Source organism: Sanguibacter sp. TS_SC_8 (assembly GCF_055361235.1).
Genome location: NZ_CM143955.1, coordinates 896,660 through 923,402 on the forward strand (window position 1 = coordinate 896,660; position 26,743 = coordinate 923,402).

At 69.0% G+C, this 26,743-nt stretch carries 22 protein-coding genes and 1 tRNA gene; 13 read left to right on the top strand and 10 right to left on the bottom strand.

Going from position 1 to position 26,743, the window contains the following annotated elements; all coding sequences use genetic code 11:
• Positions 1-2 precede the first annotated feature (2 nt).
• Together ACWA15_RS03880 and ACWA15_RS03885 are read right to left on the bottom strand one after the other, a co-directional pair.
• Positions 3-923, bottom strand: coding sequence for an AEC family transporter (locus tag ACWA15_RS03880; protein ID WP_464058136.1), 921 nt, complete (start codon positions 921-923; stop codon positions 3-5).
• Positions 920-1,162, bottom strand: coding sequence for a hypothetical protein (locus ACWA15_RS03885; protein WP_464058137.1), 243 nt, complete (start codon positions 1,160-1,162; stop codon positions 920-922). Before ACWA15_RS03885 ends, ACWA15_RS03880 begins: the two co-directional genes overlap by 4 nt.
• Here ACWA15_RS03885 and ACWA15_RS03890 point away from each other — a divergent pair.
• On the top strand, positions 1,161-2,291 hold the full coding sequence (locus ACWA15_RS03890; protein ID WP_464058138.1) for a threonine aldolase family protein: 1,131 nt from the start codon (positions 1,161-1,163) through the stop codon (positions 2,289-2,291). The genes ACWA15_RS03885 and ACWA15_RS03890 overlap by 2 nt on opposite strands.
• On the top strand, positions 2,284-2,751 hold the full coding sequence (locus ACWA15_RS03895; protein ID WP_464058139.1) for a ribosomal maturation YjgA family protein: 468 nt from the start codon (positions 2,284-2,286) through the stop codon (positions 2,749-2,751). The genes ACWA15_RS03890 and ACWA15_RS03895 overlap by 8 nt, the downstream gene beginning before the upstream one ends.
• Here ACWA15_RS03895 and ACWA15_RS03900 read toward each other — a convergent pair.
• Positions 2,714-5,335 carry a phosphoenolpyruvate carboxylase gene (locus tag ACWA15_RS03900; RefSeq protein ID WP_464059404.1) on the bottom strand — a complete coding sequence of 874 codons (2,622 nt, stop codon included), beginning with the start codon at positions 5,333-5,335 and terminating at the stop codon, positions 2,714-2,716. The genes ACWA15_RS03895 and ACWA15_RS03900 overlap by 38 nt on opposite strands.
• Before the next feature lie 144 nt (positions 5,336-5,479).
• On the opposite strand from ACWA15_RS03900, the gene ACWA15_RS03905 reads away from it, so the two are divergent.
• Positions 5,480-6,349, top strand: a complete 870-nt coding sequence (locus ACWA15_RS03905) for an MYG1 family protein (RefSeq protein ID WP_464058140.1) — start codon at positions 5,480-5,482, stop codon at positions 6,347-6,349.
• Positions 6,350-6,429: 80 nt separating this feature from the next.
• Here ACWA15_RS03905 and ACWA15_RS03910 read toward each other — a convergent pair whose 3' ends face one another.
• The 3 genes from ACWA15_RS03910 to ACWA15_RS03920 all read right to left on the bottom strand — a co-directional run bounded on the left by ACWA15_RS03910 (position 6,430) and on the right by ACWA15_RS03920 (position 9,593).
• Positions 6,430-7,623, bottom strand: a complete 1,194-nt coding sequence (locus ACWA15_RS03910; protein WP_464058141.1) for a TerC family protein — start codon at positions 7,621-7,623, stop codon at positions 6,430-6,432.
• 138 nt (positions 7,624-7,761) lie between these two features.
• A complete protein-coding gene (locus ACWA15_RS03915) occupies positions 7,762-8,532 on the bottom strand; it encodes a uracil-DNA glycosylase (protein WP_464058142.1) in 771 nt (256 codons plus the stop codon).
• Positions 8,529-9,593, bottom strand: a complete 1,065-nt coding sequence (locus ACWA15_RS03920) for an adenosine deaminase (protein ID WP_464058143.1) — start codon at positions 9,591-9,593, stop codon at positions 8,529-8,531. Before ACWA15_RS03920 ends, ACWA15_RS03915 begins: the two co-directional genes overlap by 4 nt.
• 139 nt (positions 9,594-9,732) lie before the next feature.
• On the opposite strand from ACWA15_RS03920, the gene ACWA15_RS03925 reads away from it, so the two are divergent.
• Entirely contained in the window at positions 9,733-10,239 is a 507-nt protein-coding gene (locus tag ACWA15_RS03925; RefSeq protein ID WP_464058144.1) for a flavodoxin domain-containing protein, read from the top strand.
• Positions 10,240-10,305: 66 nt separating this feature from the next.
• Here the strand turns inward: ACWA15_RS03925 and ACWA15_RS03930 are convergent, their stop codons facing one another.
• The 4 genes from ACWA15_RS03930 to ACWA15_RS03945 are packed head-to-tail and all read right to left on the bottom strand — an operon-like array spanning position 10,306 to position 14,009.
• Positions 10,306-10,953: a response regulator gene (locus ACWA15_RS03930; protein ID WP_464058145.1), complete on the bottom strand. Its 648-nt coding sequence runs from the start codon at positions 10,951-10,953 to the stop codon at positions 10,306-10,308.
• Positions 10,950-12,209 (bottom strand): sensor histidine kinase, encoded by a 1,260-nt coding sequence (locus tag ACWA15_RS03935; protein WP_464058146.1) that lies wholly within the window; start codon positions 12,207-12,209, stop codon positions 10,950-10,952. The genes ACWA15_RS03930 and ACWA15_RS03935 overlap by 4 nt, the downstream gene beginning before the upstream one ends.
• Positions 12,196-13,065: an ABC transporter permease gene (locus tag ACWA15_RS03940; protein WP_464058147.1), complete on the bottom strand. Its 870-nt coding sequence runs from the start codon at positions 13,063-13,065 to the stop codon at positions 12,196-12,198. Before ACWA15_RS03940 ends, ACWA15_RS03935 begins: the two co-directional genes overlap by 14 nt.
• Positions 13,062-14,009, bottom strand: coding sequence for an ABC transporter ATP-binding protein (locus tag ACWA15_RS03945; RefSeq protein WP_464058148.1), 948 nt, complete (start codon positions 14,007-14,009; stop codon positions 13,062-13,064). The genes ACWA15_RS03940 and ACWA15_RS03945 overlap by 4 nt, the downstream gene beginning before the upstream one ends.
• A gap of 265 nt (positions 14,010-14,274) precedes the next feature.
• On the opposite strand from ACWA15_RS03945, the gene ACWA15_RS03950 reads away from it, so the two are divergent.
• The 9 genes from ACWA15_RS03950 (at position 14,275) to ACWA15_RS03990 (ending at position 26,329) form a co-directional block, all read left to right on the top strand.
• Positions 14,275-14,347 (top strand) — tRNA-Trp (locus ACWA15_RS03950).
• A 115-nt stretch (positions 14,348-14,462) separates the two neighbouring features.
• On the top strand, positions 14,463-14,738 hold the full coding sequence (gene secE / locus ACWA15_RS03955) for a preprotein translocase subunit SecE (protein WP_464058149.1): 276 nt from the start codon (positions 14,463-14,465) through the stop codon (positions 14,736-14,738).
• Positions 14,739-14,888: 150 nt separating this feature from the next.
• A complete protein-coding gene (nusG, locus tag ACWA15_RS03960) occupies positions 14,889-15,665 on the top strand; it encodes a transcription termination/antitermination protein NusG (RefSeq protein ID WP_464058150.1) in 777 nt (258 codons plus the stop codon).
• A 66-nt stretch (positions 15,666-15,731) separates the two neighbouring features.
• Positions 15,732-16,166 carry a 50S ribosomal protein L11 gene (gene rplK, locus ACWA15_RS03965; RefSeq protein WP_464058151.1) on the top strand — a complete coding sequence of 145 codons (435 nt, stop codon included), beginning with the start codon at positions 15,732-15,734 and terminating at the stop codon, positions 16,164-16,166.
• A gap of 105 nt (positions 16,167-16,271) precedes the next feature.
• Complete coding sequence (gene rplA, locus ACWA15_RS03970; RefSeq protein ID WP_464058152.1) at positions 16,272-16,988, top strand: 50S ribosomal protein L1; 717 nt, start codon at positions 16,272-16,274, stop codon at positions 16,986-16,988.
• A 334-nt stretch (positions 16,989-17,322) separates the two neighbouring features.
• On the top strand, positions 17,323-17,853 hold the full coding sequence (rplJ, locus tag ACWA15_RS03975) for a 50S ribosomal protein L10 (RefSeq protein WP_464058153.1): 531 nt from the start codon (positions 17,323-17,325) through the stop codon (positions 17,851-17,853).
• A gap of 79 nt (positions 17,854-17,932) precedes the next feature.
• Entirely contained in the window at positions 17,933-18,316 is a 384-nt protein-coding gene (gene rplL, locus ACWA15_RS03980; RefSeq protein WP_464058154.1) for a 50S ribosomal protein L7/L12, read from the top strand.
• A gap of 489 nt (positions 18,317-18,805) precedes the next feature.
• Positions 18,806-22,318, top strand: coding sequence for a DNA-directed RNA polymerase subunit beta (gene rpoB / locus ACWA15_RS03985; protein ID WP_464058155.1), 3,513 nt, complete (start codon positions 18,806-18,808; stop codon positions 22,316-22,318).
• Positions 22,319-22,447: 129 nt separating this feature from the next.
• A complete protein-coding gene (locus tag ACWA15_RS03990; protein WP_464058156.1) occupies positions 22,448-26,329 on the top strand; it encodes a DNA-directed RNA polymerase subunit beta' in 3,882 nt (1,293 codons plus the stop codon).
• Positions 26,330-26,743 lie beyond the last annotated feature (414 nt).

The window sequence follows — 26,743 nt, forward strand, 5'->3', positions numbered from 1 at the left end:
CGCTACCGCAGCAGCGCCGCGACGACGACGAGCACCGGGATCGCCCCGATGGTCGTGACGAAGATCGCGTCCCGGGCCAGCGTCTCCCCGCGCCGGTAGCGCTGGGCGTAGTTGAAGACGTTCTGGGCGGTGGGCAGGGCGGCGAGGGCGACGACGACGAACAGGTCATGGCCGGTGAGACCGAAGACGAACCGCCCGCACAGCCATGCCACGAGCGGCATGAACCACAGCTTGAGCGCCGAGGCGACGAGCGCGTCGCGCCGCTCCAGGCCGGGCTCGAGGACCTTCTGGCCGTGCAGGGAGATGCCGTAGGCGATGAGCATGAGCGGCACCGCGGCGGCGCCGACGATCCGGAACGGCTCCATCACCGCGTCCGGCACGGCCACCCCGGTGAGCGCGACCACGAGGCCGAGGGCGGAGCCGATGATGATGGGGTTGCGCAGCGGCTGGCTGATCAGGCGACCCAGCGACGCGTGGCCCTGCTGCTGGACGTCGAGCACGGCGAGGCCGAGCGGGGCGAAGAGCAGCAGCTGGACGAGGATCACCGGGGCGGAGTACGCGGCGTCGCCGAGCACGTAGACCGCGACCGGGATGCCGATGTTGTTCGCGTTGACGTACCCCGCGGACAGCGCGCCGATCACCGCCTCGGAGGCGTCCCGGTGCCACAGCACCCGCGCCACGAGGAGGTAGACGGCGAAGGTCACCGACGCCGCGATCAAGGAGACGACCATGAGCGGGGAGAAGAGCAGGGCGACCTCGGCGTCGGCGAGGATCGTGAACAGGAGGCTGGGCGCCAGGACGAAGAAGACCAGGCGAGCGATGACCTGGCGTGCGTCGGGGCCCAGCAGGTTCACCCGGCCGACGACGTACCCGACCCCGATGATGGTCGCGATGATCGCGAACCCGGTGAGGACCCCGGTCACGACGAGTGGACCTCGGTGACCTCCACGTCGTACATGTACCCGTCGAGCAGCTCCGCGGCGTGCTGGGACGCGGCGATCTCCGCGGTCCCTGCGTCCGGTGCCTCACCGGGTACCACGAAGACGATCGCGCCCGCGTGGACCTGCGGTTCCCCGATCGCGCCGAGGGCGTCGGCCATCCCGGTGACCTGGTCGTCGTCGAGGTCGTCGCGGACGGTGATGTGGGCACGGTAGGCGGGCATGGACCCCATCCAACACGAGCCGACCGGCACCTCGCGCCAGGCACGACGCCGTCGGACTAGGCTCATTCTTGTGTCTCACCACTCCTTTGCCTCAGACAACTACGCCGGTGCCCACCCCGAGGTCCTCGTGGCCCTCGCGGCGGCGAACACCGGACACGCCCGCGCCTACGGTGCCGACCAGTGGACCCACCGCCTGCAGGACGTGATCAAGACGCACTTCGGCGACCAGGCGACCGCGACCCCGGTGTTCAACGGGACCGGCGCGAACGTCGTCGCGCTGACGTCCATGCTGCCGCGCTGGGGAGCGGTGATCACGAGCCGCTACGCCCACATCCACAACGACGAGAACGGTGCGCCGGAGCGGGTCGGCGGCATGAAGCTGCTCACCGTGGACGCCCCCGACGGCAAGCTCACCCCGGCGGCGATCGACGAGCACGCCTGGGGCTGGGGCGACCAGCACCGGGCGCAGCCGCTCGTCGTCTCGATCACCCAGTCGACCGAGCTCGGCACCGTGTACTCACCCGCGGAGGTGCGGGCGATCACCGACCACGCGCACGCCCTGGGCATGCGTGTGCACATGGACGGCGCCCGGCTGGCCAACGCGGCCGCCTACCTCGGGGTGCCCCTGGCCGCGATCACCACCGACGTCGGCGTCGACGTGCTGTCCTTCGGCGGCACCAAGAACGGCCTCGTGTTCGGGGAGGCGGTGATCGCCCTGGACCCCGCCGCGGTCGAGGGCATCGACTACGTCCGCAAGATGACCATGCAGCTGTCCTCGAAGATGCGGTTCGTCTCCGCCCAGCTCCTCGCGCTGCTCGACGACGATCTGTGGCTGCGGTCCGCCTCGCATGCCAACGCCATGGCCTCGCGGCTGCGGTCCGGGCTCGAGGAGCTCATCGCCGCCGGCCGGGCCCCGGGCCTCGCCTTCACCCAGGAGACCCAGGCGAACGGCGTCTTCGCGGTCCTGCCGCGCGCCGCGGTGGAACCCCTGCGTGACCGGTTCAGCTTCTACGACTGGAACGCCTCCCGCGGGGAGGTCCGCTGGATGTGCTCCTTCGACACGACCGAGCGTGACGTCGACGCCTTCGTCGCCGCGGTCGGCGACGAGCTGGACCCGCGCGGTGCCTGACGCCGCCCGGCCACGGGCCGGGCGGACGCCCATCGCGCTGGCGGCCGCGGTCGTGACGGCCGCCGGCCTCACCGTGGCGGCCCTCGGCAGCGGCGCGATCGCCGACGCGGCCGGCGACGCGCTCTACGCCGTCCTCGTCTACCTGGTGCTGGTGTTCTGGGCGCCCGGCCAGCGCCGGGCGGTGCTGGCCGCCGTCGCGTTCGGGGTCTGCGCGCTCATCGAGCTGGCCCAGCTGACCGGCGGTCCGGCTGCGCTCGTCGAGCTGTGGGGCCCGGCGCGCTACCTGCTCGGCACCACGTTCAATGCCGTCGACCTGGTGGCCTACGCGGGCGGCGCCGCGGCCGGCGCCGCCCTCCACACGGCGCTGACCCCTGAGGTCACCGCGCCCGAGATCACCCCGCCCGAGATCACCCCGCCCGAGATCACCCCGTGTTCTGCAGGCCGGCCGCCACCCCGTTGACGGAGAGCAGCAGCAGGCGCTGCAGCTCGGGGATCTCCTCGGCGGGAGCCCCGCGGCGCAGCGCGCGCAGCGCCCGCAGCTGGATGAGGGACAACGCGTCGACGTAGGGGCTGCGCAGCTGCACGGCCCGGCCGAGCACGCGCAGGTCCGCGAGCATCCGCGTCTTGCCGGTCACCTTGAGCACCCACTCCTTGGTGAGGGCCATCTCGGCGAGCACGAGAGCGGCGAGGTCGTCCCGGTCACCGAGGGCGAGGTACCGCTCGGCGATCCGTTCGTCCGTCTTGGCCAGCGACATCTCGACGTTGTCGATCATCGTGGAGAACAGCGGCCAGCCGCGGTAGGCCGTCTGCAGCTCGTCGATGTCGCCCACGGCGGCCAGGGCTGTGCCGAGGCCGAACCAGCCGGTGAGGTTGATCCGGGCCTGGGTCCACGCGAACACCCAGGGGATGGCGCGCAGGTCGTCGAGGGAGTTGACGGACAGGCCCCGCTTGGCCGGGCGGGAGCCCAGGGGCAGCAGCCCGATCTCCTCCTGCGGGGTCACCTGGGCGAACCACTTGGGGAAGCCCTCGGCGTGCACGAGCTCGAAGAAGCGTTCCCGGGAGACGGCGTCCAGCGTCGCGGCCACCCCGGAGAAGCGCTCGGCCGCCTCGGCGTTGTGCTTCCCGACCGAGGGCAACGACTGCAGCAGGGTCGCCGCGGCGACCTGCTCGATGTGCCGGGTGGCGATCACCGGGTCGCCGTAGCGGGCCGCGATGACCTCGCCCTGCTCCGTGAGCTTGAACCGGCCGTCGACCGAGCCCGGCGGTTGGGCGAGCACCGCGCGGTTGGCGGGGCCGCCGCCGCGTCCGAGCGCACCGCCGCGGCCGTGGAACAGGGTCAGCGTGATGTCGTGGTCCTGCGCCCACTGGGCGATCCGGCTCTGGGCGTCGTACAGGGCCAGCGTCGCCGAGACCGGACCGACGTCCTTGGAGGAGTCGGAGTAACCGAGCATGACCTCCATCCGCCGGTCGGTCTCGGCCAGACGGGCGACGACCCGCGGGTGGTCGACGATCTCGGTGAGGATCGCCGTCGCGGCCTGCAGGTCGGCGAAGGTCTCGAAGAGCGGGACGACGTCGAGCACGAGGAGGCTCTCGGCACCGAGGGCGTGCTCGGCCAGGGTGTAGACGTTGGCGAGGTCGTCCGCGCACTGGGTGAAGGAGACGATGAACCGGCGTGCCGCGGGTGTCCCGTAGCGCTGCTGGATCGCGGCCATCGCCCGGAAGGTGTCGAGGACCTCTACGGTGCGCTCGCTCAGCGCTGGGCTGTCGGCGCCGTGCTCGGCGATCTCGGCGAGGGCCTCGCGGTGCACCTGGGAGTGCTGGCGCATCTCCATCTCGGCGAGGTGGAAGCCGAAGGTCTGCACCTGCCAGAGGAACTGCTGCAGGTCGGCGTAGGCGACGCGCTTGGCCCCGGCGGCGATGAGGGAGTCCTGGATGACCGTGAGGTCTCCGAACAGCTCGTCGGCCCCCGGGTAGGCGAGGTCGGCGTCGCGCAGGCGGGTCGCCTCGATGCGCTTGGCGACGACGAGCAGCGACCGGCGGTGCGGTTCGTTGGGGGATCGGGTGGCGATCTCCGCGGTGAGCTCGGGGGCGAGCTGGCGCTGGCTCAGCCAGAGCTGGTCCAGGGCGGGGGAGGCCGGAGTGGTCGAGGCGTCCAGGGTCATCGTCCGCCCGACCCGCAGGGCCACGTTCTCCAGCGCACGCAGCACGTGCTCGTTCGCGATCGCAGCAGCCTGACGGGTGATCGCGGGGGTGACATTCGGGTTGCCGTCACGGTCCCCGCCGATCCACGTCCCGAGCCGCACGAAGGCGGGTGCGAGGGGCGCGGTCAGGCCGGCGCCGTCGACGTTGACCCAGTTCTCCAGCCGCCGGTAGACGTCCGGGAGCACGGTGAAGAGGGTCTCGTCGAAGACACCCATGGCGGTGCGGACCTCGTCGAGGGGCGACGGCTTGGTCGTCCGCAGCGGGGAGGTGCGCCACAGTCCTTCGATCTCGGCGAGCAGCTGCTCGGTGTTCTCCCGCAGCGAGACGCCGCCCAGGTGCTGGTCACCGCGGGCGGCGAGCAGCACGGTGATCCGGCGGATCGCGGAGGCGATCGCCCGGCGTCGGGCCTCGGTGGGGTGCGCGGTGAGGACGGGGCGGAACTCCAGACCGGCCAGGCGGGCGCGGGCGTCGTCGGCGCCGACCTCGTCCTCGAGCACGCGCAGCGCGCTCGGCAGAGAGTCCTCGGGGTGGGACTGGGTGGGCGTGAGCGCTGACTCGCGCTGGCGCAGCACCCGCACCCGGTGGTGCTCCTCGGCAAGGTTGACGAGGTGGAAATAGCTGCTGAAGGCGCGGGCCACGTCCTCGGCACGCTGGGGGGTGAAGGAGTCGACGAGGGTCTCGGCCTCCTCCAGGGCGGTGGACTCGGGGGAGGTGGCCGCGTGGATGACGAGCGCGCGCAGGCACTCGACGTCCTCGAGCAGGTCGGCGCCGCCGGCCTCGCTGAGGATCTGGCCGAGCAGATCCCCCAGGAGTCGGACGTCGGCGCGCAGCTGCTCGGGCATCTCCTCGCGGGCGCCGTCCCGCAGACGATCGGGCGCGGTGGGCTGCTCCGGTGTGTTCACGTGTTCAGTCACGCGTCCAGGTTATCCGGCGGATGTAGCCCGCGTGTTTCGTGCTCACGTTCTGGAGCCACGTAGGGTTGGCCGGTGATCATCGCAACCCACAACGGCAAGTTCCACGCCGACGACGTCTTCGGCGTGGCCCTCCTGACCCACCTGTTCCCCGACGCCGAGGTGATCCGGACCCGGGATCCTGAGCGGCTCGCCGGCGCGGACATCGTGCTCGACGTCGGTGGCGTCTACGACGCCCCGGCCAAGCGCTTCGACCACCACCAGCTGAGCTCGGGCGCCCGCGACAACGGGATCCTCTACTCCGCCTTCGGCCTGCTGTGGCAGCACTACGGCAAGGACTACTGCGAGGGCGACGACGCCGTCTGGCAGCGCATCGACTCCCGCCTGGTGCAGGCGATCGACGCCGTCGACAACGGGCAGGACCTCTACAGCCTCACCGCGCTGGGCGCCGTGCCCTTCGACATCTCCGAGGTGCTGGGGCTGTTCAACCCGATCGGCGACGACGAGGACTTCGACTCCCAGTTCGGTGTCGCGGTCGCCCTGGCCGGGCAGCTGCTGGCCCGGCTGCGGCGCAAGTACCAGACGTCCCTCGCCGCCGAGCGCGACTTCCTCGCGGCCTACAAGGCCAGCCCGAGCAAGACCTACGTCGTGCTCGAGAAGTTCATCCCGCACGGCGGCATCGCCACCAAGCAGTCCAAGCTGCTGTTCACAGTGTTCCCCGGGGCGACGGGTCACTGGACGCTGCAGACCGTCCGCCCCGAGAGCTCACAGTTCGGCTCACGCAAGCCCTTCCCCGAGGCGTGGCGCGGCCTGAACGGAGCCGAGCTGGCCGAGGTGACCGGCGTGCCGGACGCGGTGTTCTGCCACAAGGCGGGCTTCATCGCCGCCGCGGAGTCCCGCGACGGCGCCCTGGAGATGCTCAAGCAGGCCCTGGCCAGCGCGTAGCCGCACACCCACCCCCGCACACACGAACGCACCGGACGCCCAAGGGCGTCCGGTGCGTTCGTCGTCCGGCGGTGCGCTGCCTATGTGCGCTCGACGCGGTCGCCGTGCTCGGCGTGCTCGGCGTGCGCGCGCTGCAGGAGCTCGGCGAGCTCGTCGTCGACCGAGGTGGTGAACTTGGGCTCCAGCCCGTGCAGGGCCTTCTCGTTGATGAGCATGTGGGCGTACAGACGGTGCCGCTCGGACGGGTCGTCGGTGTAGTCGGTGTCGAGGTAGTGGGCCGCGCTGTGGCGGGCCTCCGAGATGACGTTCTGGGCCTTGCCGCGCGGGCTGACCAGCGACGCGATGACCGTCACCGCGAGCACCCCGACGATCACCGAGAGGGAGAGGGTGGTGCTGATCTCCACGACCGGAACGGCGTCGCCGCCGTTGATGAACGGCAGGTTGTTCTCGTGCAGGGCGTGCAGCACGAGCTTGACGCCGATGAAGGCGAGGATGGTGGCCAGGCCGTAGGAGAGGTAGATGAGGCGGTCGAGCAGGCCGTCGACGAGGAAGTACAGCTGGCGCAGCCCCATGAGCGAGAACGCCGTCGCCGTGAAGACGATGTACACGTTCTGCGTGAGGCCGAAGATCGCCGGGATCGAGTCGAGGGCGAAGAGGATGTCGGTGCCACCGATGGCGACCATGACCAGCAGCATGGGGGTCAGCGCCCGCTTGCCGTTCTGGATCGTGAAGAGCTTGTCACCGTCGTAGTGGTCGGTGGTGTGCAGGAACCGCTTCGCGATCCGGATGATGAAGTTGTCGGCGGTGTGCTCTTCCTCGCTCTCCGGCTTGAGCATGTTCCCCGCGGTGATCAGCAGGATCAGCCCGAAGACGTAGAACAGCGCGGAGAACTGGTTGATCAGCGCGACGCCGACGAAGATGAACGCCGTGCGGGCGATCAGCGAGAAGACGATGCCGAAGAGCAGCACCTTCTGCTGGTCCGCGCGCGGGACCTTGAAGCTCGCCATGATGATGAGGAAGACGAAGAGGTTGTCCACGGACAACGCCTTCTCCGTGATGTACCCGGCGAAGTACTCCGAGCCCATCGTCGTGCCGCCGAAGACGAGCACGCCGACGCCGAAGACGAGCGCCAGGCCGACGTAGATCGACGACCAGATCGCGGCCTCGCGCAACGTGGGGGTGTGGGCCTTGCGGACGTGGAAGAAGAAGTCGAACGCCAGCAGCGCCCCGATCCCCACGATCGTCAGTGCCCAGACGAATCCTGAGACCTCCATGCATGTCCTCCAGCTGTCGCCGGCCGCGCGGGATGCCCGGGGCCGGTGGCGGTGCTGCCGATGATCATCGGAAGCAGGGTGTATGTCGGGTCAACGTCGGGCGGGCCCCTGTGGTTCCCGGAGAACGGATCGACCACGTCACACCCGGGCGAGCTCACCCGCCCGCGCGAGCACGGCGTCGAGCATGGTGGACGTCAGCCGGCCGGTGTTCGTGTTGCGGTGGCTCACGTGGAAGCACCCGAGCAGGGTGAGGTGCCGACCGTCGGGATGGGTCAGCTCCAGCTCGCCGCCGTGGGCGAACCGCGGCCGAGGGCGGGGGATCGCCCAGCCCTGGTCGGCGAGGGTCCCGAGCAGGGCGAGCCAGCCGAAGCCCCCCAGCACGACCGCGACCCGAGCGGTCGGAGCCAGCAGCTCGAGCTCCCGGCCCAGGAACGGAGCGCACCGGTGACGTTCCGCGGGGGTCGGCTTGTTGTCCGGGGGAGCGCAGTGCACCGGGGCCAGCATGCGCACGTCCCGCAGGACCAGACCGTCGCCGGCCCGCACCGACACCGGCTGCGAGGCGAACCCGGCCCGGTGCAGCGCCGCGACGAGGAAGTCTCCGCTGGGGTCGCCCGTGAACATCCGTCCCGTGCGGTTGCCGCCGTGCGCGGCCGGGGCGAGCCCGACGACGAGCACGCGGGCGCTCTCGTCGCCGAAGCTGGGGACCGCGCGCGCCCAGTACGTCTCGTCGGCGAAGGCCGCGCGGCGGCCCCGGCCGACCTCCTCCCGCCAGGCGACCAGACGCGGGCACGCGAAGCACCCGACGACGCGGGCGTCGACCTCGACCAGGGTCGCGGCGGACGCGACACCCAGGGGCCACCGGGGGTCGCTGCGGGGATCGCTGCAGGGGTCGCTGCCGGGGTGGGTCACCGTCCGGCGTCCACCGGCTCGGCCGGGACGGGCTGCTCGAGCCACCGGTCGACCCCGGCGAGCAGCCGGGCCTTGGTGCTCGGGGGCGCCAGGCTCGCCCGGATCGACCCGCGGGCGAGGTCGGCCAGCTCGGTGTCGCTGAAGCCGTGCACCTGCCGGGCGCTCGTGTACTGGGCGACGAGGCGGGACCGGAAGAGCAGCGGGTCGTCGGCGCCGAGCGCGACCCGCGCGCCGGCCTCGACCAGGGTGCGCAGCGGGACGTGGGCGTCCTCGGCATACACCCCGAGGGAGACGTTCGAGGCGGGGCACACCTCGAGGGCGACGTCCTGGGCGACCAGGTGGTCGAGCAGGCGCGGGTCCTCGCTGGCACGCACGCCGTGGCCGAGCCGGTCCGGGTGCAGGGCCTCGAGGACGTCGCGGATGTGAGCGGGCCCGAGCAGCTCCCCGCCGTGGGGGAGGGACGCCAGGCCGGCCTTGCGGGCGATCGCGAAGGCCGCCGCGAAGGTCGGGGTGTCACCGCGGCGTTCGTCGTTGCTCAGGCCGAAGCCCACGACCTGGCCCGCGCCGTCCCCGGCGTGCTGAGCGGCGAGCCGGGCGAGGGTGCGTGCCTCGAGGGGGTGGCGGATCCGGGAGGACGCGACGACCACGGCGACCTCCGTCCCGGTCGCTGCGCTCGCGGCCCTGGCCTCGTCGAGCACGATCTCCAGCGCCGGGGTGATGCCGCCGACGAAGGGGGCGTAGGACGTCGGGTCGACCTGGATCTCCAGCCGCCCGGACCCCTCCGCGGCGTCGTCCTCGGCGGCCTCGCGGACGATCCGGCGCATGTCGTCCTCGCTCCGCACGCACGCCCGCGCGGCGTCGTAGAGGCGCTGGAACCGGAACCACCCGCGCTCGTCGGCGGGCACCCGCAGCGGGTCGGCGTCGAGCAGGGCGCCGGGCAGCCGGACACCGTGCTCGGCGGCGAGGTCAGCCAGGGTCTCCTGCCGCATCGACCCGGTGAAGTGCAGGTGCAGGTGGGCTTTGGGGAGCAGGCTGAGGTCCCTGCCTCTCTCGTCATGCATCGCCTGATTGTGCCAGGGACCACGTCCGCCGAGGGACCTCTGACCTACGGGTTCCGCGGAGTTGCAGGCGAGGATGGAGAAGTCGGACATTCATGCTCCGACGTCGAACTGCTGTGACAACATCGAGGAGGGCGGCCAGATGCGCGTCTTAGTGAGTGCCGCGTCCAAGCACGGAGCAACGAGAGAGATCGCGGCGCTGATCGCGGCGACGCTCAGCCACGCCGGCATCGACTGCGACCACATCGAGCCCGCCGACATCGCCAACGCCGGCCACTACGACGCCGTGGTGATCGGGTCGGCCGTGTACCTGGGGCAGTGGCTCCCCGAGGCCCGCGACCTCGTCGAGCGGATCTCCTCCCAGATCCAGGACGTCCCCGTGTGGTTGTTCTCCTCCGGCCTGGCCGAGGCTCCCAGCAAGGACGCCAACGCCACCCCGGCCACGGCCGCGCGGATGGCCGCGCTGCAGGCCAAGGGGCACCGGCACTTCTCCGGCAAGCTCGACGTCCTCCAGCTCAACCTCGCCGAGCGTGCCGCGATCCTTGCCGCGCGCGGCAAGTACGGCGACAGCCGCGACATGGACGCGGTCAAGGCATGGGCCGAGCAGATCGCTGCGGCCCTGGCGCAGGAGCCGGCGCGCACCGTCTGAGGTGCTCGGCTCCACCCTCCTGGTGCCGTGACACCCGGCGACCCCGGGTGTCACGGTGCCTGGGAGCTACGGCGCCTGCAGGATCCCTCGCGCCATCGCGACCGTCACCGCTCGGGTGCGGTCATCGACGTCGAGCTTGACGAAGACCCGCAGCAGATGGGTCTTCACGGTCGCCTCGGAGATGAAGAGCTCCCGCCCGATCGCCGGGTTGCTCAGCCCCCGCCCGACCGCGGCCAGGACCTCCAGCTCGCGCGCGGTGAGCCGCTCGGCCCCCGAGCTCATCTGGGTGACCAGCCGGGTCGCCACCGACGGCGTCAGCACCGTCTGGCCCCGCGCAGCGGCGCGGATCCCCGCGACGAGCTCGGCGCGCGGGGTGTCCTTGAGCAGGTATCCGGTCGCGCCGGCCTCGACCGCCCGGAGGATCTCCCCGTCGGTCTCGTAGGTGGTCAGCACGACGACGCGGGTCGTCCCGGGCAGCCGGGTGATGGCTCGTGTGGCCTCCACCCCGTCCATGACCGGCATCCGCAGATCGGTCAGCACGACGTCGGGGGACAGGTCGCGCGCCAGGTCGACGGCCTGCTGGCCGTTCTCGGCCTCCCCGACCACCTCGATGTCGTCCTCGACCCCGAGCATCCCGGCGATCCCGGCCCGGACCACCGGGTGGTCGTCGGCGATGACCACCCGGACGATCACCCTCCGCTCCGGGTCGCTCATGCCTGCCCCGCGAGCGGTTCGCGCACCGGCACGACGACGGTGAGGGTGGTGCCGGGGTCAGTGTGGTCATGGTCTGCGAGCGTCACGGTCCCACCGTAGGCGGTCACCCGTTCGCGCATGCCCCGCAGCCCGAAGCCCTCCACCGGGCCCGCGCCCAGCCCGACGCCGTCGTCGCGGACGGTGAGGCTCGCCGCGGTGGCGCTCAGCGCGAGGCTGAGGCGCGCCGTGGTGGCCCGGGAGTGCCGGCGCACGTTGGACAGGGCCTCCTGCGCCGCGCGGAGCAGGACGACCTCGGCGGCCGACTCGAGCGCGTCGTCGTCGAGCGCGGCCGAGTCGATCTCGGTGGTGAGCAGCACGCCGGTCTCGGCGGTGAACGAGGACGCGAGGCGCTCGAGCGCCTGCGGGAGGGTGGAGTCGTGCAGGGGGGCGGGGGAGAAGGCAGCCACGAGCGCTCGCGCCTCCGCGAGGTTGTCCCGTGCGGTGGTCTCGATCAGCGCGAGCCGGGAGGCCAGCGCCTGGGTCCTGCCGCGTTCCAGGTCGGCGCTCGCGGTCTGGGCGAGCATGACCACGCTCGTGAAGCCCTGGGCCAGGGTGTCGTGGATCTCGCGGGCCACCCGTTCCCGCTCGGCGACGACGCCGGCCGCGTGCTGGGTGCGTCCTAGCGCCTGCTGAGCGGCCTGGAGGTCGCTCAGCAGACGCACCCGCTCCGTCCCCTGCTCGATGATCGTGCGCAGCCACAGGCCCATGAGCAGGCTGAAGACCAGGCCCAGAGCTAGCTGGAAGGAGATGACCAGGGGGTTCACCCCGGTGCCCCGGAGCTGGAAGAGCAGTGCCGCGGTCACCACGACGGTGAGCAGGACGGACTGCCAGACCCCCGTCCGTCGGTCCGGCGCGAGCAACCAGATCTGGGAGAACGCGACGAAGAGCAGCATGGTGCCGAGCGGGTCGATGGCCGTGACGAACGCCGTGGCCAGGAACAGGATCGTCAGGTACACGATCCCGGCGACGCCGAGGCCCTCGGTGTGGCGCGCCGCCGCCCGCCGTCCGAGCACCGTGTACGCGAGGGCGAGGGCGGCGAGGGCGCCCAGCGCGGCGACCGCGGCGGGGTCACCGTCGGCGACCAGCTCGGTCCGTTCCGCCACGAGGGCCCCCGCGGTGATCGCCACCAGCAGGTAGAACGCCAGGTGCCAGACCCGCAGGATGCGCTCCCAGGACACCTGGTCCCGGGCGATCTCGTCGTGGTCAGCCGTCGTCACGACGACGCCACCGGAAGGTCTTGACCCCGATGAACAGACCCACGATGAACCAGGCGCCGAGGATGGCCACCGTAGCGCCGTGCTGCCAGGACCCCGACGCCTCCCAGGCGGCGGCCTCGGGCGGCAGGAACACCGACCGCATGCCCTGGGCCATCCACTTCAGCGGGAAGACCTCGGCCACCCGCTGCATCCATGTGGGCAGCTCGGTGAAGACGAAGAACACCCCGGAGATGAACTGCAGCACCAGCACGACCGGGGTCACCACGGCGCTGGCCGACTTCCCGGTGCGCGGCAGCGAGGAGAAGCCGATGCCGCAGACCGTCCCGGTCGCCGTCCCCAGCAGGAACACCCAGGTGAAGGTGAGCCAGGCCGCGGAGGTGGTCGGCATGTCGATGTCGAAGAGCAGCGCGGCGACGACGAGCAGCAGCGCGATCTGCACGATGGACACCAGGAGCGTCTGGAAGATCTTCCCGGCGAAGTAGCTCACCGAGGGCAGCGGCGTGGCACGCAGGCGCTTGAGCGAGCCCTCGTCGCGCTCCACGGCGATCGTGATCGCCAGCGACTGGAAGCTCGTGAGCATGATCCCGGTGGCGAGCATCCCGGGCAGGAAGTACTGCGCGAACGGGATGCCGCCGTCCCCGTTGGCGTCCCCGCCCACGGTCGCCCCGTCCTGGCCGAACACGGTCGCGAAGATCGCGAGCATGATGATCGGGTAGGCGAAGATGAAGATCACCGCGTCCCGCTCGCGGAAGAACATCTTCAGCTCGACCCCGGCGCGCTCGACGCCGAGGCGCAGGGCGCCGGGCAGCGGCCCGCCGGGAGCCGGCCGCGTGGCCCGGGTGATCTGTGCGCTCATCGGTTCGTCTCCTGCGTCGGCTGAGTCTGGGCGCTGTGATCGCTGTGATCGCTGTGATCGGTGTGGCCGGCCCCGGCGATGAGCGAGAGGTAGACGTCCTCCAGGCTGGGGCGCTCCACCCGCAGCCCCGGCACCTCCCCGCCGGCCGGCGACACCTCGCCGGCGAGCCGGGCGACCAGGGCGGTCGGGTGCGCGGTCCGCTCGCTGAACCGTTGTCCCTCGACCTCCCAGTGCACGACCGGCAGGCGCGCCTGGGTCCCGCCGAGCGTGCCCGGCGCGCCCTGGGCGACCACCCGGCCGTCCTGCACGACGGCGACCCGGTCGGCCAGGTAGGCGGCCTCGTCGAGGTAGTGGGTGGTGAGCAGGATCGTCGTGCCGCCCTCCCGCAGCGACAGCACGAGCTCCCAGAAGCTGCGCCGGGCCTGCGGGTCGAACCCGGTCGTCGGCTCGTCGAGGAAGAGCAGCTCGGGGTTCCCCACGATGCCCAGGGCCACGTCGAGGCGGCGCCGTTGCCCACCGGAGAGCTGGCGGCCCCGCGTGTTCGCCTTCTCCCGCAGCCCGACGACGTCGATCACCTCGTCCGCGTCGCGCGAGCCGGGGTAGAAGGTGGCGTGGTGGTGCACCAGCTCGGTGACGCTCAGCTCCGGCTGATCGCGGGAGTCCTGCATGACGACGCCGATCCGGCTGCGCCAGTCGCGCCCGGCCGCGGCCGGGTCCTCACCCAGCACCCGGACCGACCCGGAGTCGGGGGTGCGGAAGCCTTCGAGGATCTCCACGGTCGTGGTCTTCCCGGCGCCGTTGGGTCCGAGGATCGCGAAGATCTCGCCGGTCTCGACCTGCAGGTCGAGGGAGTCCACGGCGGCGCGGCCCGCGTAGGTCTTGCGCAGGCCGGTGACGGAGATCGCTGGCGGGGCGCCGGGGGAGCCGGCGAGGGGTGAGCTCATGGGTCAAGCATGGCGCGAATGGGAGGTTCTGGTAACTGGTGGACCGGTCGGACGGCGTGTCCACCGATCGGTGGACACCGGCGGTCGGCCGACGGGGGTCCAGCACCGGCCCCGCGTCGGCCCTGCGTCTGCCCTTCGTGTGCCCAGGACATGCCGGTTAGACCCAGCGACTCACGTCGCGTAGAGTACTCATTCGGTGGTTGACGTCCACCCGGATCGGATCGCGCCAGCAGGATGCGGACCGGTCAGGGAGGCTTGGCTCCGAAGGGTAGTGGCGCAATTGGTAGCGCAGCGGTCTCCAAAACCGCAGGTTGCAGGTTCGAGTCCTGTCTGCCCTGCAAGGCGCCGGCGTCGACGCGAGTCGACGAAGGTGTTTCCTCGGTCACGAGGGTGATCAGTCAGGTGATCGGTCATAGGCACACGAGAAGGCCAGCCACGACGTAGGGACGAACAGTGAGCGATTCCGCATCAGGTGCCGCCAGCGCCGAGGGCGTCAGCGTCAGTGGCGGGAAGAGCGGGAAGAAGGCCGAGAAGAAGGCCAACTTCTTCGCCCGGGTTGCTCTGTTCGTGCGTCAGGTCGTCTCTGAGCTGAAGAAGGTCGTCGTCCCGACCCGTCCTGAGCTCATCAACTACGTCGTGGTCGTCATCGTCTTCGTCCTCGTCGCCATGGCGTTCGTGCTCGTGCTCGACTTCTTCATCGGCAAGGGCGTAGGCGCGCTCTTCGGCTGACGCCTGGTCGCCGGAGCCGGATCACCGCTTCGGTACGTGCCGTAGGCCCCATGCGCAACAGCTCGGCACCGGCCGCAGGCCTGGGATCGAGCATCCATTCAAGTAGTAGCCCGGGCTCGCCCGGAAAGCCAGGAGAAAGCAGGTTGGCCCGTGTCTCAGGAGTCGTTCGAACCGACGGAGGAGATCGTCGACGCCGTCGAAGGCGACGCCGAGACGGAAGCGCCGACCGCAGCAGAGAACCTGCCGGCCGACGCCGAGGCTGAGGTGGAAGCCGACGAGGTGGACGGGGCGACCGACGACTCCGAGGAGACCGACTCCGAAGAGGAGGACGAGGACCCCGTCGAGGCGTTCAAGCGTGAGCTGCGCAGCAAGCCCGGCGACTGGTTCGTGATCCACTCCTACGCCGGCTACGAGAACCGCGTCAAGGCGAACCTCGAGAACCGCATCCAGAGCCTGAACATGGAGGACTTCATCTTCCAGATCGAGGTCCCGATGGAAGAGGTCACCGAGATCAAGAACGCGCAGCGCAAGATCGTGCGCCGCGTCCGGATCCCCGGGTACGTCCTCGTCCGCATGGACCTGACCGACGAGTCCTGGGGTGCGGTCCGCCACACCCCTGGTGTCACCGGCTTCGTCGGCCACACCCACCAGCCCGTTCCGCTCACGCAGAACGAGGTCTTCGGAATGCTCGCGCCGCTGATCGCCCCCAAGGCAGAAGCCGGCGCGAAGGGCGGCGCCGCGGCGCCCGTCATCGAGGTCGACTACCAGATCGGCGAGTCGGTCACGGTGACCGACGGGCCGTTCGACACGTTGCCCGCCACGATCTCCGAGATCAACGCCGAGAGCCAGAAGCTCAAGGTGCTCGTATCAATCTTCGGCCGGGAGACCCCGGTTGAGTTGTCGTTCAGCCAGGTCGCCAAGATCTGATCCTGAGCGAGCCGACGGCGTCAGAGGGCGTCGTCAGTCACTGAGTCAGAACACGAAGGACCCGATATGCCTCCCAAGAAGAAGAAGGTATCTGGGCTTATCAAGCTCCAGATCAAGGCCGGCGCTGCCACGCCGGCACCCCCGATCGGCCCCGCGCTCGGTCAGCACGGCGTCAACATCATGGAGTTCTGCAAGGCCTACAACGCGGCGACCGAGTCGCAGCGTGGCAGTGTCGTCCCGGTGGAGATCACGGTCTACGAAGACCGTTCCTTCACCTTCATCACCAAGACCCCGCCGGCAGCAGAGATGATCAAGCAGGCTGCAGGCGTGGACAAGGGTTCGCCCACCCCGCACACGGTCAAGGTCGCTACGCTGACCGCCGACCAGGTCCGGACCATCGCCCAGGCGAAGCTCGAAGACCTCAACGCGAACGACCTCGACGCAGCGTCGAAGATCATCGCGGGCACCGCTCGTTCCATGGGCATCACGGTCAAGGGCTGATCCAGCTCCATCCGTTCATCATTTCGCTGACAGGTCCGCCCTGTCAGGCAGTGGCAGGGTCCGCGCGGACCCGTAGACCACGACTGCTCTAAGGAGAACAAGCAGATGGCAACGCGCAGCAAGGCATATCGCACGGCGGCCGAGAAGATCGACCGCGACAACCTGTACACCCCGCTCGAGGCCGTCCGCCTCGCCAAGGAGACCTCGGTCACCAAGTGGGACGCGACCGTCGAGGTCGCCTTCCGTCTGGGCGTCGACCCCCGCAAGGCGGACCAGATGGTCCGCGGAACGGTGATCCTCCCGCACGGAACCGGCAAGACCGCCCGCGTCCTCGTGTTCGCGACCGGTGAGCGTGCCGAGCAGGCCCGCGCGGCCGGCGCCGACATCGTCGGTGGCGACGAGCTCATCGAGAAGGTGGCCGCTGGCTTCACCGACTTCGACTCCGCCGTCGCAACCCCTGACCTCATGGGCAAGGTCGGTCGCCTCGGTAAGGTCCTCGGTCCCCGTGGCCTCATGCCGAACCCGAAGACCGGAACCGTGACCATGGACGTGGCCAAGGCCGTGTCCGAGATCAAGGGCGGAAAGATCGAGTTCCGCGTGGACAAGCACTCCAACCTCCACTTCATCATCGGCAAGACGTCCTTCACCGAGACCTCGCTCGTGGAGAACTACGCCGCTGCGATCGAAGAGGTCCTCCGCCTGAAGCCGTCCGCTTCCAAGGGGCGCTACATCAGCAAGGCGACCGTCGCGACCACGATGGGCCCCGGCGTTCCCGTGGACCCGTCCAAGACGACGAAGCTGCTCGGCGAAGACGAGTCCTGATCGTCGCTCGTCCCGCACAGCGCACCGCATGAGTCGAGCCGGATCCCGTCAGGGGTCCGGCTCGAGTCGTCTCCGGGACGGGTGCGAGTTGGCCGCACGGCGAACATGGCGTACAGTAACCGTTGTTACCAAAGACCGCAGGTCGTTGGCCGCTGCCCTCGGGTGGTCGGTCAGCCGAAGCTCCGCATCGACGGGGACCAGCGCAGGTGAGTGAAATGACATGCGGGCCCAGCCCGCAGCGACTTGAGCTCCGCACCTGTGCGGGGCTCTTTTTCTTTGTGCTGGCTCGGCTCTCTCGGGAATGACGAGCGGTACCACCATCGGAAGGATTGCCATGGCGAGGCCGGACAAGGCAGCCGCAGTCGCAGAGCTCTCGGACCTGTTCCGCGAGTCCAACGCTGCCGTGCTGACCGAGTACCGCGGGCTCACCGTTGCGCAGCTCAAGCAGCTGCGTCGGTCGCTCAGCGGCAACGCAACCTTCGCAGTGGTGAAGAACACGCTGACCGCAATCGCGGCCAAGGAGGCCGGCGTCGAGGGACTTGACGACGCGCTCTCTGGGCCGTCGGCAATTGCCTTCATCACCGGGGACCCGGTTGAGGCTGCCAAGGGTCTGCGTGACTTCGCCAAGGCGAACCCCCAGCTCGTCATCAAGGCTGGTGTCCTCGACGGACGCCCGCTGACGGCCGAGGACATCACGAAGCTCGCGGACCTCGAGTCCCGCGAGGTTCTGCTGGCCCAGGCAGCTGGCGTTTTCAAGGCGTCGCTCTACCAGGCGGCGTACCTGTTCACGGCCCCCGCATCCAAGGCTGTGCGCACCATCGAGGCCCTGCGCGAGAAGCAGGCATCGCAGGAAGACGCTGCCTGAGTCTTCCTCCGGGAAGACACGGGCACTGCACTCACACCACTCTCTGCTTCACGCAGGACTATAGGAAGGAACGCCGACCATGGCGAAGCTCAGCACCGAAGAGCTCATTGCAGCTTTCAAGGACCTGACCCTCATCGAGCTCTCCGAGTTCGTCAAGGCATTCGAGGAGACCTTCGAGGTCACCGCGGCCGCCCCCGCCGCTGTCGCAGTTGCCGGTCCGGCAGCCGCTGCCGCTGAGGTCGAGGAAGAGAAGGACGAGTTCGACGTCATTCTCGAGTCGGCTGGCGAGAAGAAGATCCAGGTCATCAAGGAGGTGCGTGCCCTCACGAGCCTCGGCCTGAAGGAGGCCAAGGACCTCGTTGACGCCGCTCCGAAGGCGGTCCTCGAGGCTGCAAACAAGGAGACGGCCGAGAAGGCCAAGGCTGCCCTCGAAGGCGCCGGCGCGACCGTCACCGTCAAGTGATCTGAGCCCTCTGGGCTCGGTCCGTCCGGCATCGATCGCCCGCGATCGAGACCGACGGTCCACATCAGTGCGATGAGGCCCGCACCCTGTCACAGGGGTGCGGGCCTCATCGTCTCCCCTCTGAGCAGCTCCGCCGGCCAGCCGTGCGGAGCCCTCCGGCGGAATGCCCGCCCGGCGACCTCGCCTGGGTGCGGCCCGCACATGCACGACGACCGGGGTTGCGCTTTCTTGACTCGGTCGGATATGCTATCGCTTTGCGCTGGCGTGTGCCTGCAAAACCCATCCATGGTGTCGTGCGGCTTGATGGTCTGAACTCTCGGGGCGACCTCCGAGCAGGTTGAGACCAGCGGCCTGACGACGTCGTGACCGAAGTGAAGTCCGTCTCTGACGGCGGATCCGAGGTCCCGGGGTGTCGATGACACCACAAGGGTGGCCGAGCTAGCCACAAAGCGCAACAGCGTGCACTCGATCCGCAGGGAAGGACCCCTCTTGGCTGCCTCGCGCACCCCTTCTGCTCCGTCCGCCGACGCAATCGCGAACCGCACCGCTTCTCGGCGCGTCTCCTTCGCCAAGATCTTTGAGCCACTCGAGGTCCCCGACCTCCTTGGCCTCCAGACTGACAGCTTCGACTGGCTCCTGGGCAACGACAAGTGGCGCGCTCGCGTCGCAGCTGCCAAGGAGTTCGGCCGTCAGGACGTCCCCGAGACGTCCGGTCTGGAAGAGATCTTCGAAGAGATTTCGCCGATTGAAGACTTCGGCTCCTCGATGTCCCTCTCGTTCTCCAACCACCGCTTCGAACCACCGAAGCACACGGCTGAAGAGTGCAAGGAGAAGGACTTCACCTTCGCAGCACCGCTGTTCGTCACAGCGGAGTTCTTCAACTACAACACCGGTGAGATCAAGAGCCAGACGGTCTTCATGGGCGACTTCCCGCTCATGACCGAGCGTGGCACCTTCATCATCAACGGCACTGAGCGCGTCGTCGTGTCGCAGCTCGTCCGTTCCCCGGGCGTCTACTTCGAGCGGACCGCCGACAAGACGAGCGACAAGGACATCTTCTCCGCGAAGATCATCCCCTCTCGTGGAGCCTGGCTCGAGTTCGAGATCGACAAGCGCGACGCCGTCGGCGTGCGCGTCGACCGCAAGCGCAAGCAGTCGGTGACCGTGCTCCTCAAGGCGCTCGGCGTGACCGAGTCGGAGATCCGCGAGGAGTTCGCGGACTTCCCCTCGATCCTGGACACCCTCGAGAAGGACCACGTCACCACCGAGGAAGAGGCGCTCGTCGACCTCTACCGCAAGATCCGTCCGGGCGAGCCGCCCACGGTCGAGGCGGGACGCTCGCTCCTGGAGAACTTCTACTTCAACCCCAAGCGCTACGACCTCGCGAAGGTCGGCCGCTACAAGGTCAACAAGAAGCTCGGTATCGACGCGCCGCTGGCCGACTCGGTCCTGACCGTCTCCGACATCGTCGCGACGATCAAGTACCTCGCCGCGCTGCACGGCGACGCCCCGACCATCCCGGGCAAGAAGAACGGTGAGGCCATCGAGGTCCGCGTCGAGACCGACGACATCGACCACTTCGGCAACCGTCGCATCCGCGCCGTGGGTGAGCTCATCCAGAACCAGGTCCGCACGGGCCTGTCCCGCATGGAGCGTGTCGTGCGTGAGCGCATGACCACCCAGGACGTCGAGGCCATCGCCCCGCAGACCCTGATCAACATCCGCCCCGTCGTGGCGTCGATCAAGGAGTTCTTCGGAACGTCCCAGCTCTCGCAGTTCATGGACCAGAACAACCCGCTCGCCGGCCTGACGCACAAGCGTCGTCTGTCCGCGCTGGGCCCGGGTGGTCTGTCCCGCGACCGCGCCGGCATGGAGGTCCGTGACGTCCACCCCTCGCACTACGGACGCATGTGCCCCATCGAGACCCCTGAAGGCCCGAACATCGGTCTGATCGGCTCGCTGGCCTCCTTCGGCCGGATCAACCCCTTCGGGTTCATCGAGACGCCGTACCGCAAGGTCGAGAACGGCACCGTCTCCGACGAGGTCGTCTACCTCACGGCCGACGACGAGGACCGCTTCGTCATCGCCCAGGCCAATACCGAGCTCAACGTCGACGGCTCGTTCCAGCAGGAGCGTGTCCTCGTCCGCCTCAAGGGTGGCGAGACCGACGACGTGCTGGGCACGGCAGTCGACTACATGGACGTCTCCCCGCGCCAGATGGTCTCCGTCGCGACGGCGCTCATCCCGTTCCTCGAGCACGACGACGCGAACCGCGCACTCATGGGTGCCAACATGCAGCGTCAGGCGGTGCCGCTGGTTCGTTCCGAGGCTCCGTACGTGGGAACCGGCATGGAGCGTCGTGCCGCGATCGACGCCGGTGACGTCATCGTCGCCACCAAGCCCGGTGTGGTCACCGAGGTCTCCGCAGACCTCATCGTCGTCGCCAACGACGACGCGACCACCACGAGCTACCGCGCAGCCAAGTTCCGCCGCTCGAACCAGGGCACCTCCTACAACCAGCGCGTGCTGGTCGACGAGGGCGCCCGGGTCGAGGTCGGCTCGGTCCTGGCCGACGGTCCCGCCACGGACGAGGGAGAGCTTGCCCTCGGCCGCAACCTGCTCGTGGCATTCATGTCATGGGAAGGCCACAACTACGAGGACGCGATCATCCTCAGCCAGCGTCTGGTGCAGGACGACGTCCTCTCCTCGATCCACATCGAGGAGCACGAGGTCGACGCCCGCGACACCAAGCTCGGCCCTGAGGAGATCACCCGGGACATCCCGAACGTCTCCGAGGACGTCCTGGCCGACCTCGACGAGCGTGGCATCATCCGGATCGGCGCCGAGGTCTCCTCGGGCGACGTGCTGGTCGGCAAGGTCACGCCCAAGGGCGAGACCGAGCTCACCCCGGAGGAGCGTCTGCTCCGCGCCATCTTCGGCGAGAAGGCCCGCGAGGTCCGCGACACGTCTCTCAAGGTTCCCCACGGGGAGTCCGGCACGGTCATCGAGGTCCGCACCTTCAACCGTGAGGACGGCGACGAGCTGCCCGCCGGCGTGAACGAGCTGGTCCGGGTGTACATCGCCCAGCGACGCAAGATCACCGCGGGTGACAAGCTCGCCGGTCGTCACGGCAACAAGGGTGTCATCTCCACGATCCTTCCGATCGAGGACATGCCGTTCCTCGAGGACGGCACGCCCGTCGACATCATCCTCAACCCGATGGGTGTCCCGGGTCGTATGAACGTCGGTCAGGTGCTCGAGGTCCACCTCGGGTGGATCGCCGCACAGGGCTGGAACATCGAGCTGGCGACCGAGGGCGACCTCTCCTGGAAGGAGAACGTCCCCGCGATCGCGGCGACCTCCCAGCCCGGCAACCCGGTGGCGACACCGGTCTTCGACGGTCTCCAGGAGAACGCGCTGAGCGGTCTGCTGCAGTCCACCCTGCCGAACCGGGACGGCCAGCGCATGGTCCAGCCCGACGGCAAGGCGCGTCTCTTCGACGGGCGCTCCGGCGAGCCGTTCCCCGAGGCCGTCGCGGTGGGCTACATGTACATCCTCAAGCTCCACCACCTGGTCGACGACAAGATCCACGCTCGTTCCACGGGTCCGTACTCGATGATCACGCAGCAGCCGCTCGGTGGTAAGGCGCAGTTCGGTGGACAGCGCTTCGGCGAGATGGAGGTGTGGGCGCTCGAGGCATACGGAGCCGCCTACACCCTCCAGGAGCTGCTGACGATCAAGTCCGACGACGTCCCCGGACGTGTGAAGGTCTACGAGGCGATCGTCAAGGGCGAGAACATCCCCGACTCGGGCATCCCGGAGTCCTTCAAGGTGCTCCTCAAGGAGATGCAGTCGCTGTGCCTGAACGTCGAGGTGCTCTCCAGCGACGGTGTCTCCATCGAGATGCGCGAGTCCGACGACGACGTGTACCGCGCCGCCGAAGAGCTCGGGATCGACCTCTCACGTCGCCCCAACGCAGCATCCAGCATCGACGAGATCTGATCTCGGAAGTGACGGGGGCGCCCCGCGCGAGCGCGGCGCCCCCTCACCCTCCGACACCCTGTAGCACCTCCACCGCGCCGGCCGGGAAGACTCCCGGACAGGCCGGCAGACGAAGGAAGTAGGACCACCTTGCTCGACGTCAATGTCTTCGACGAGCTGCGCATCGGACTGGCCACGGCTGACGACATCCGCACCTGGTCGCATGGCGAGGTCAAGAAGCCTGAGACCATCAACTACCGCACGCTCAAGCCTGAGAAGGACGGACTCTTCTGCGAGAAGATCTTCGGCCCGACCCGGGACTGGGAGTGCTACTGCGGCAAGTACAAGCGCGTCCGCTTCAAGGGCATCATCTGTGAGCGGTGTGGCGTCGAGGTCACCCGTTCCAAGGTGCGCCGCGAACGGATGGGCCACATCGAGCTCGCCGCACCCGTCACCCACATCTGGTTCTTCAAGGGTGTGCCCTCACGCCTGGGCTACCTGCTCGACCTCGCGCCGAAGGACCTCGAGAAGGTCATCTACTTCGCCGCGTACATGATCACGTCGGTCGACGTGGACGGTCGCCAGGAAGACCTCCCCAACCTCCAGAACGAGATCGACCTGGAGAAGAAGGAGATCACGGACCGCCGCGACAACGAGATCGAGAACCGGGCACAGCGCCTGGAAGCCGACCTCGCCGAGCTCGAGGCCGAGGGCGCTCGCGCCGACGCCCGCCGCAAGGTGCGCGACTCCGCCGAGCGCGAGATGGCGCAGATCCGCAAGCGCAGCGACGCCGAGCTCGAGCGCCTGGACCAGGTCTGGGACAAGTTCAAGAGCCTCAAGGTCGCTGACCTCGAGGGCGACGAGATGCTCTACCGCGCCCTCCAGGACCGGTACGGCAACTACTTCGAGGGCTCGATGGGCGCTGCGGCGATCCAGAAGCGCCTCCAGGACTACGACCTCGAGGGCGAAGCGACCAGCCTGCGCGAGATCATCAAGACCGGCAAGGGACAGCGCAAGACCCGGGCGCTCAAGCGCCTCAAGGTCGTCAACGCCTTCCTCACCACGACCAACTCGCCCACGGGCATGGTCCTGGACGCCGTCCCGGTCATCCCGCCGGACCTGCGTCCGATGGTCCAGCTCGACGGTGGACGTTTCGCGACGTCCGACCTCAACGACCTGTACCGCCGCGTGATCAACCGCAACAACCGTCTCAAGCGCCTGCTCGACCTGGGCGCTCCGGAGATCATCGTCAACAACGAGAAGCGCATGCTTCAAGAAGCTGTCGACTCCCTCTTCGACAACGGTCGTCGTGGCCGTCCGGTCACCGGACCGGGCAACCGCCCGCTCAAGTCGATCTCCGACATGCTCAAGGGCAAGCAGGGGCGTTTCCGTCAGAACCTGCTCGGAAAGCGCGTCGACTACTCGGGCCGTTCGGTCATCGTCGTCGGCCCGCAGCTCAAGCTGCACCAGTGCGGCCTGCCCAAGCAGATGGCGCTCGAGCTCTTCAAGCCCTTCGTCATGAAGCGTCTGGTCGACCTCAACCACGCCCAGAACATCAAGAGCGCCAAGCGGATGGTGGAGCGGGCGAAGCCGGCTGTGTGGGACGTCCTCGAAGAGGTCATCACCGAGCACCCGGTGCTGCTCAACCGCGCACCCACGCTGCACCGTCTCGGCATCCAGGCCTTCGAGCCGATGCTCGTCGAGGGCAAGGCCATCCACCTGCACCCGCTCGTCTGTGCGGCGTTCAACGCCGACTTCGACGGTGACCAGATGGCTGTGCACCTGCCGCTGTCGGCCGAGGCGCAGGCCGAGGCCCGCATCCTCATGCTCTCCAGCAACAACATCCTCAAGCCGTCCGACGGACGTCCGGTCACCATGCCCTCACAGGACATGATCATCGGCCTGTTCCACCTGACGAGCGAGAAGGACGACCCGATCGGGGCCGGACGCAAGTTCAGCTCCGTGTCCGAGGCGATCATGGCCTTCGACGCTGGGGTCCTCGACCTCAACGCCGAAGTGGTCATCCGCATGGAGGACCTCGTTCCTCCGACGACCGACTTCACCGCACCCGAGGACTGGGCGGCGGGTCAGCCGATCCTCTTCCCGACGACCCTCGGGCGGGCGCTGTTCAACGAGCTGCTGCCCGTGGACTACCCGTACGTGAACAAGGTCGTGGACAAGAAGGTCCTCTCCCAGATCGTCAACGAGCTGGCCGAGACCTACCCCAAGGTCGAGGTCGCCGAGTCGCTCGACGCGCTCAAGGCCGCCGGCTTCCGCTGGGCGACCCGCTCCGGCATCACGATCGCGATCTCCGACGTCGCGACGCCGGCGCACGAGAAGGCTGAGATCCTCGAGGCTCACGAGGCCCGGGCGCTCAAGGTCCAGCAGCAGTACGAGAAGGGTCTGATCACCGACGACGAGCGCCGCCAGGAGCTCATCGAGATCTGGACGCAGGCCACGGACAAGGTCGCCAAGGCGATGCAGGAGAACTTCCCGGCCCGCAACACGGTCTTCCGCATGGTCGGCTCGGGTGCTCGTGGTAACTGGATGCAGGTCCGCCAGATCGCCGGTATGCGTGGGCTGGTGGCAAACCCCAAGGGTGAGATCATCCCGCGTCCGATCAAGTCGAACTACCGCGAGGGCCTCTCGGTCCTCGAGTACTTCATCGCGACCCACGGTGCCCGTAAGGGACTGGCCGACACCGCGCTGCGCACCGCCGACTCGGGGTACCTGACCCGTCGTCTGGTGGACGTGTCGCAGGACGTCATCGTCCGCGAGGACGACTGCGGGACCGAGCGCGGCCTGACCCTGCCGGTGGGGGAGGACCTCGGAGACGGGCGTCTCGTCCGCCACGACAAGGTGGAGCAGAGCATCTACACCCGTACCCTCGCCTCCTCGGTCGAGGTCGACGGCAAGGTGCTCGGTGCGGCTGGTGACGACGTCGGCGACGTGCTCATCGACGCCCTGCTCGCGGCCGGGGTCACCCAGCTCAAGGTGCGTTCCGTGCTCACCTGCGAGTCGCACGTCGGCACCTGTGCCAAGTGCTACGGCCGTTCGCTGGCCACCGGCAAGCTCGTCGACATCGGTGAGGCCGTCGGCATCATCGCGGCCCAGTCGATCGGTGAGCCCGGCACGCAGCTGACCATGCGTACCTTCCACACCGGTGGTGTGGCCTCGGCTGACGACATCACGCAGGGTCTGCCCCGTGTGACCGAGCTCTTCGAGGCCCGCACCCCCAAGGGTGAGGCGCCCATCGCGGAGTACACCGGACGCATCACGATCGACGACTCCGAGCGCACCCGTCGGATCGTCCTCACCCCTGAGGACGGCTCCGAGGAGATCGCGTACCCGGTCACCAAGCGGTCGCGACTGCTCGTCGAGGACGGCCAGGAGGTCGTCGTCGGCACCCAGCTCGTCCAGGGTGCGGTCGACCCCAAGAAGGTCCTGCGCATCCTCGGCCCCCGCGCCACCCAGAAGCACCTGGTGGACGAGGTCCAGGACGTCTACCGCTCCCAGGGTGTGGACATCCACGACAAGCACATCGAGGTCATCGTGCGGCAGATGCTGCGTCGCGTGACCGTGCTCGACTCGGGTGACTCCATCCTGCTCCCCGGTGAGCTGGCTGCGCGTGGCCGATTCGAGGACGCCAACCGTCGGGCCGTGGCGGAAGGTGGCCAGCCGGCCTCCGGCCGTCCCGAGCTCATGGGTATCACGAAGGCGTCGCTCGCGACCGACTCGTGGCTGTCCGCGGCGTCGTTCCAGGAGACCACCCGCGTGCTCACGGAGGCCGCCATGAGCGGTCGCCGGGACCCGCTGCTGGGCCTCAAGGAGAACGTCATCCTCGGTAAGCTCATCCCGGCCGGAACCGGTCTTCCCCGCTACGGCAACGTCACGGTGGAGCCGACCGAAGAGGCCAAGGCCGAGCTGTACCCGAGCTTCGGGTACGACGAGATCGACTTCCCGCCGCTCGGTATGGGCTCCGGCGAAGCGATCCCGCTCGAGGACATCGACTTCGGTCCGGACTTCCGCTGAGCGGAGTCCACCGGAGGCGACGAGCCTGACAGGGCTTGATGCTTGATGCTTGACGCTTGACGTTGGATCAGCGCGACGACTGCGGGGCGGTTCCCTTCCGGGGACCGCCCCGCAGTCGTCGGTACCGGTGTGGGGTGACGCGTCGGTACCCAGCCCACCTCGGTGGGCAGCAACTTTGACCTCGACGCCGAATCCGAGTAGGGTTGGCAACCGTGCCCGTGCTGTCGGGCTTTCGTCTGTCTTACCAGCTGCCGGCCACCGGTCGCCGAGTGCATGTCGCTCTGGCTCGATGGTGGTGGGTGCACGGACAGGGACCGGATCGCTCCGGTCGCCAGACGAGGGCCCCGCATGCTGGCGGGCTTCTCTGGTTCGACGCCTCGAAGCGCGAGCTGGACCATCGAGCCGGTGGTACGT

What these genes read in the sequence shown, in the direction of transcription:
- ACWA15_RS03890 (WP_464058138.1), top strand. Translation starts at nt 1,161, where the DNA reads ATGGACCCCATCCAACACGAGCCGACCGGCACCTCGCGCCAGGCACGA.
- ACWA15_RS03925 (WP_464058144.1), top strand. Translation starts at nt 9,733, where the DNA reads ATGCGCGTCTTAGTGAGTGCCGCGTCCAAGCACGGAGCAACGAGAGAG.
- ACWA15_RS03910 (WP_464058141.1), bottom strand. Translation starts at nt 7,623, where the DNA reads ATGGAGGTCTCAGGATTCGTCTGGGCACTGACGATCGTGGGGATCGGG.
- ACWA15_RS03900 (WP_464059404.1), bottom strand. Translation starts at nt 5,335, where the DNA reads ATGCCCGAGCAGCTGCGCGCCGACGTCCGACTCCTGGGGGATCTGCTC.
- ACWA15_RS03885 (WP_464058137.1), bottom strand. Translation starts at nt 1,162, where the DNA reads ATGCCCGCCTACCGTGCCCACATCACCGTCCGCGACGACCTCGACGAC.
- rplL (WP_464058154.1), top strand. Translation starts at nt 17,933, where the DNA reads ATGGCGAAGCTCAGCACCGAAGAGCTCATTGCAGCTTTCAAGGACCTG.
- ACWA15_RS03920 (WP_464058143.1), bottom strand. Translation starts at nt 9,593, where the DNA reads ATGCATGACGAGAGAGGCAGGGACCTCAGCCTGCTCCCCAAAGCCCAC.
- rplJ (WP_464058153.1), top strand. Translation starts at nt 17,323, where the DNA reads ATGGCGAGGCCGGACAAGGCAGCCGCAGTCGCAGAGCTCTCGGACCTG.
- rplA (WP_464058152.1), top strand. Translation starts at nt 16,272, where the DNA reads ATGGCAACGCGCAGCAAGGCATATCGCACGGCGGCCGAGAAGATCGAC.
- ACWA15_RS03940 (WP_464058147.1), bottom strand. Translation starts at nt 13,065, where the DNA reads ATGAGCGCACAGATCACCCGGGCCACGCGGCCGGCTCCCGGCGGGCCG.
- ACWA15_RS03930 (WP_464058145.1), bottom strand. Translation starts at nt 10,953, where the DNA reads ATGAGCGACCCGGAGCGGAGGGTGATCGTCCGGGTGGTCATCGCCGAC.
- rplK (WP_464058151.1), top strand. Translation starts at nt 15,732, where the DNA reads ATGCCTCCCAAGAAGAAGAAGGTATCTGGGCTTATCAAGCTCCAGATC.
- ACWA15_RS03945 (WP_464058148.1), bottom strand. Translation starts at nt 14,009, where the DNA reads ATGAGCTCACCCCTCGCCGGCTCCCCCGGCGCCCCGCCAGCGATCTCC.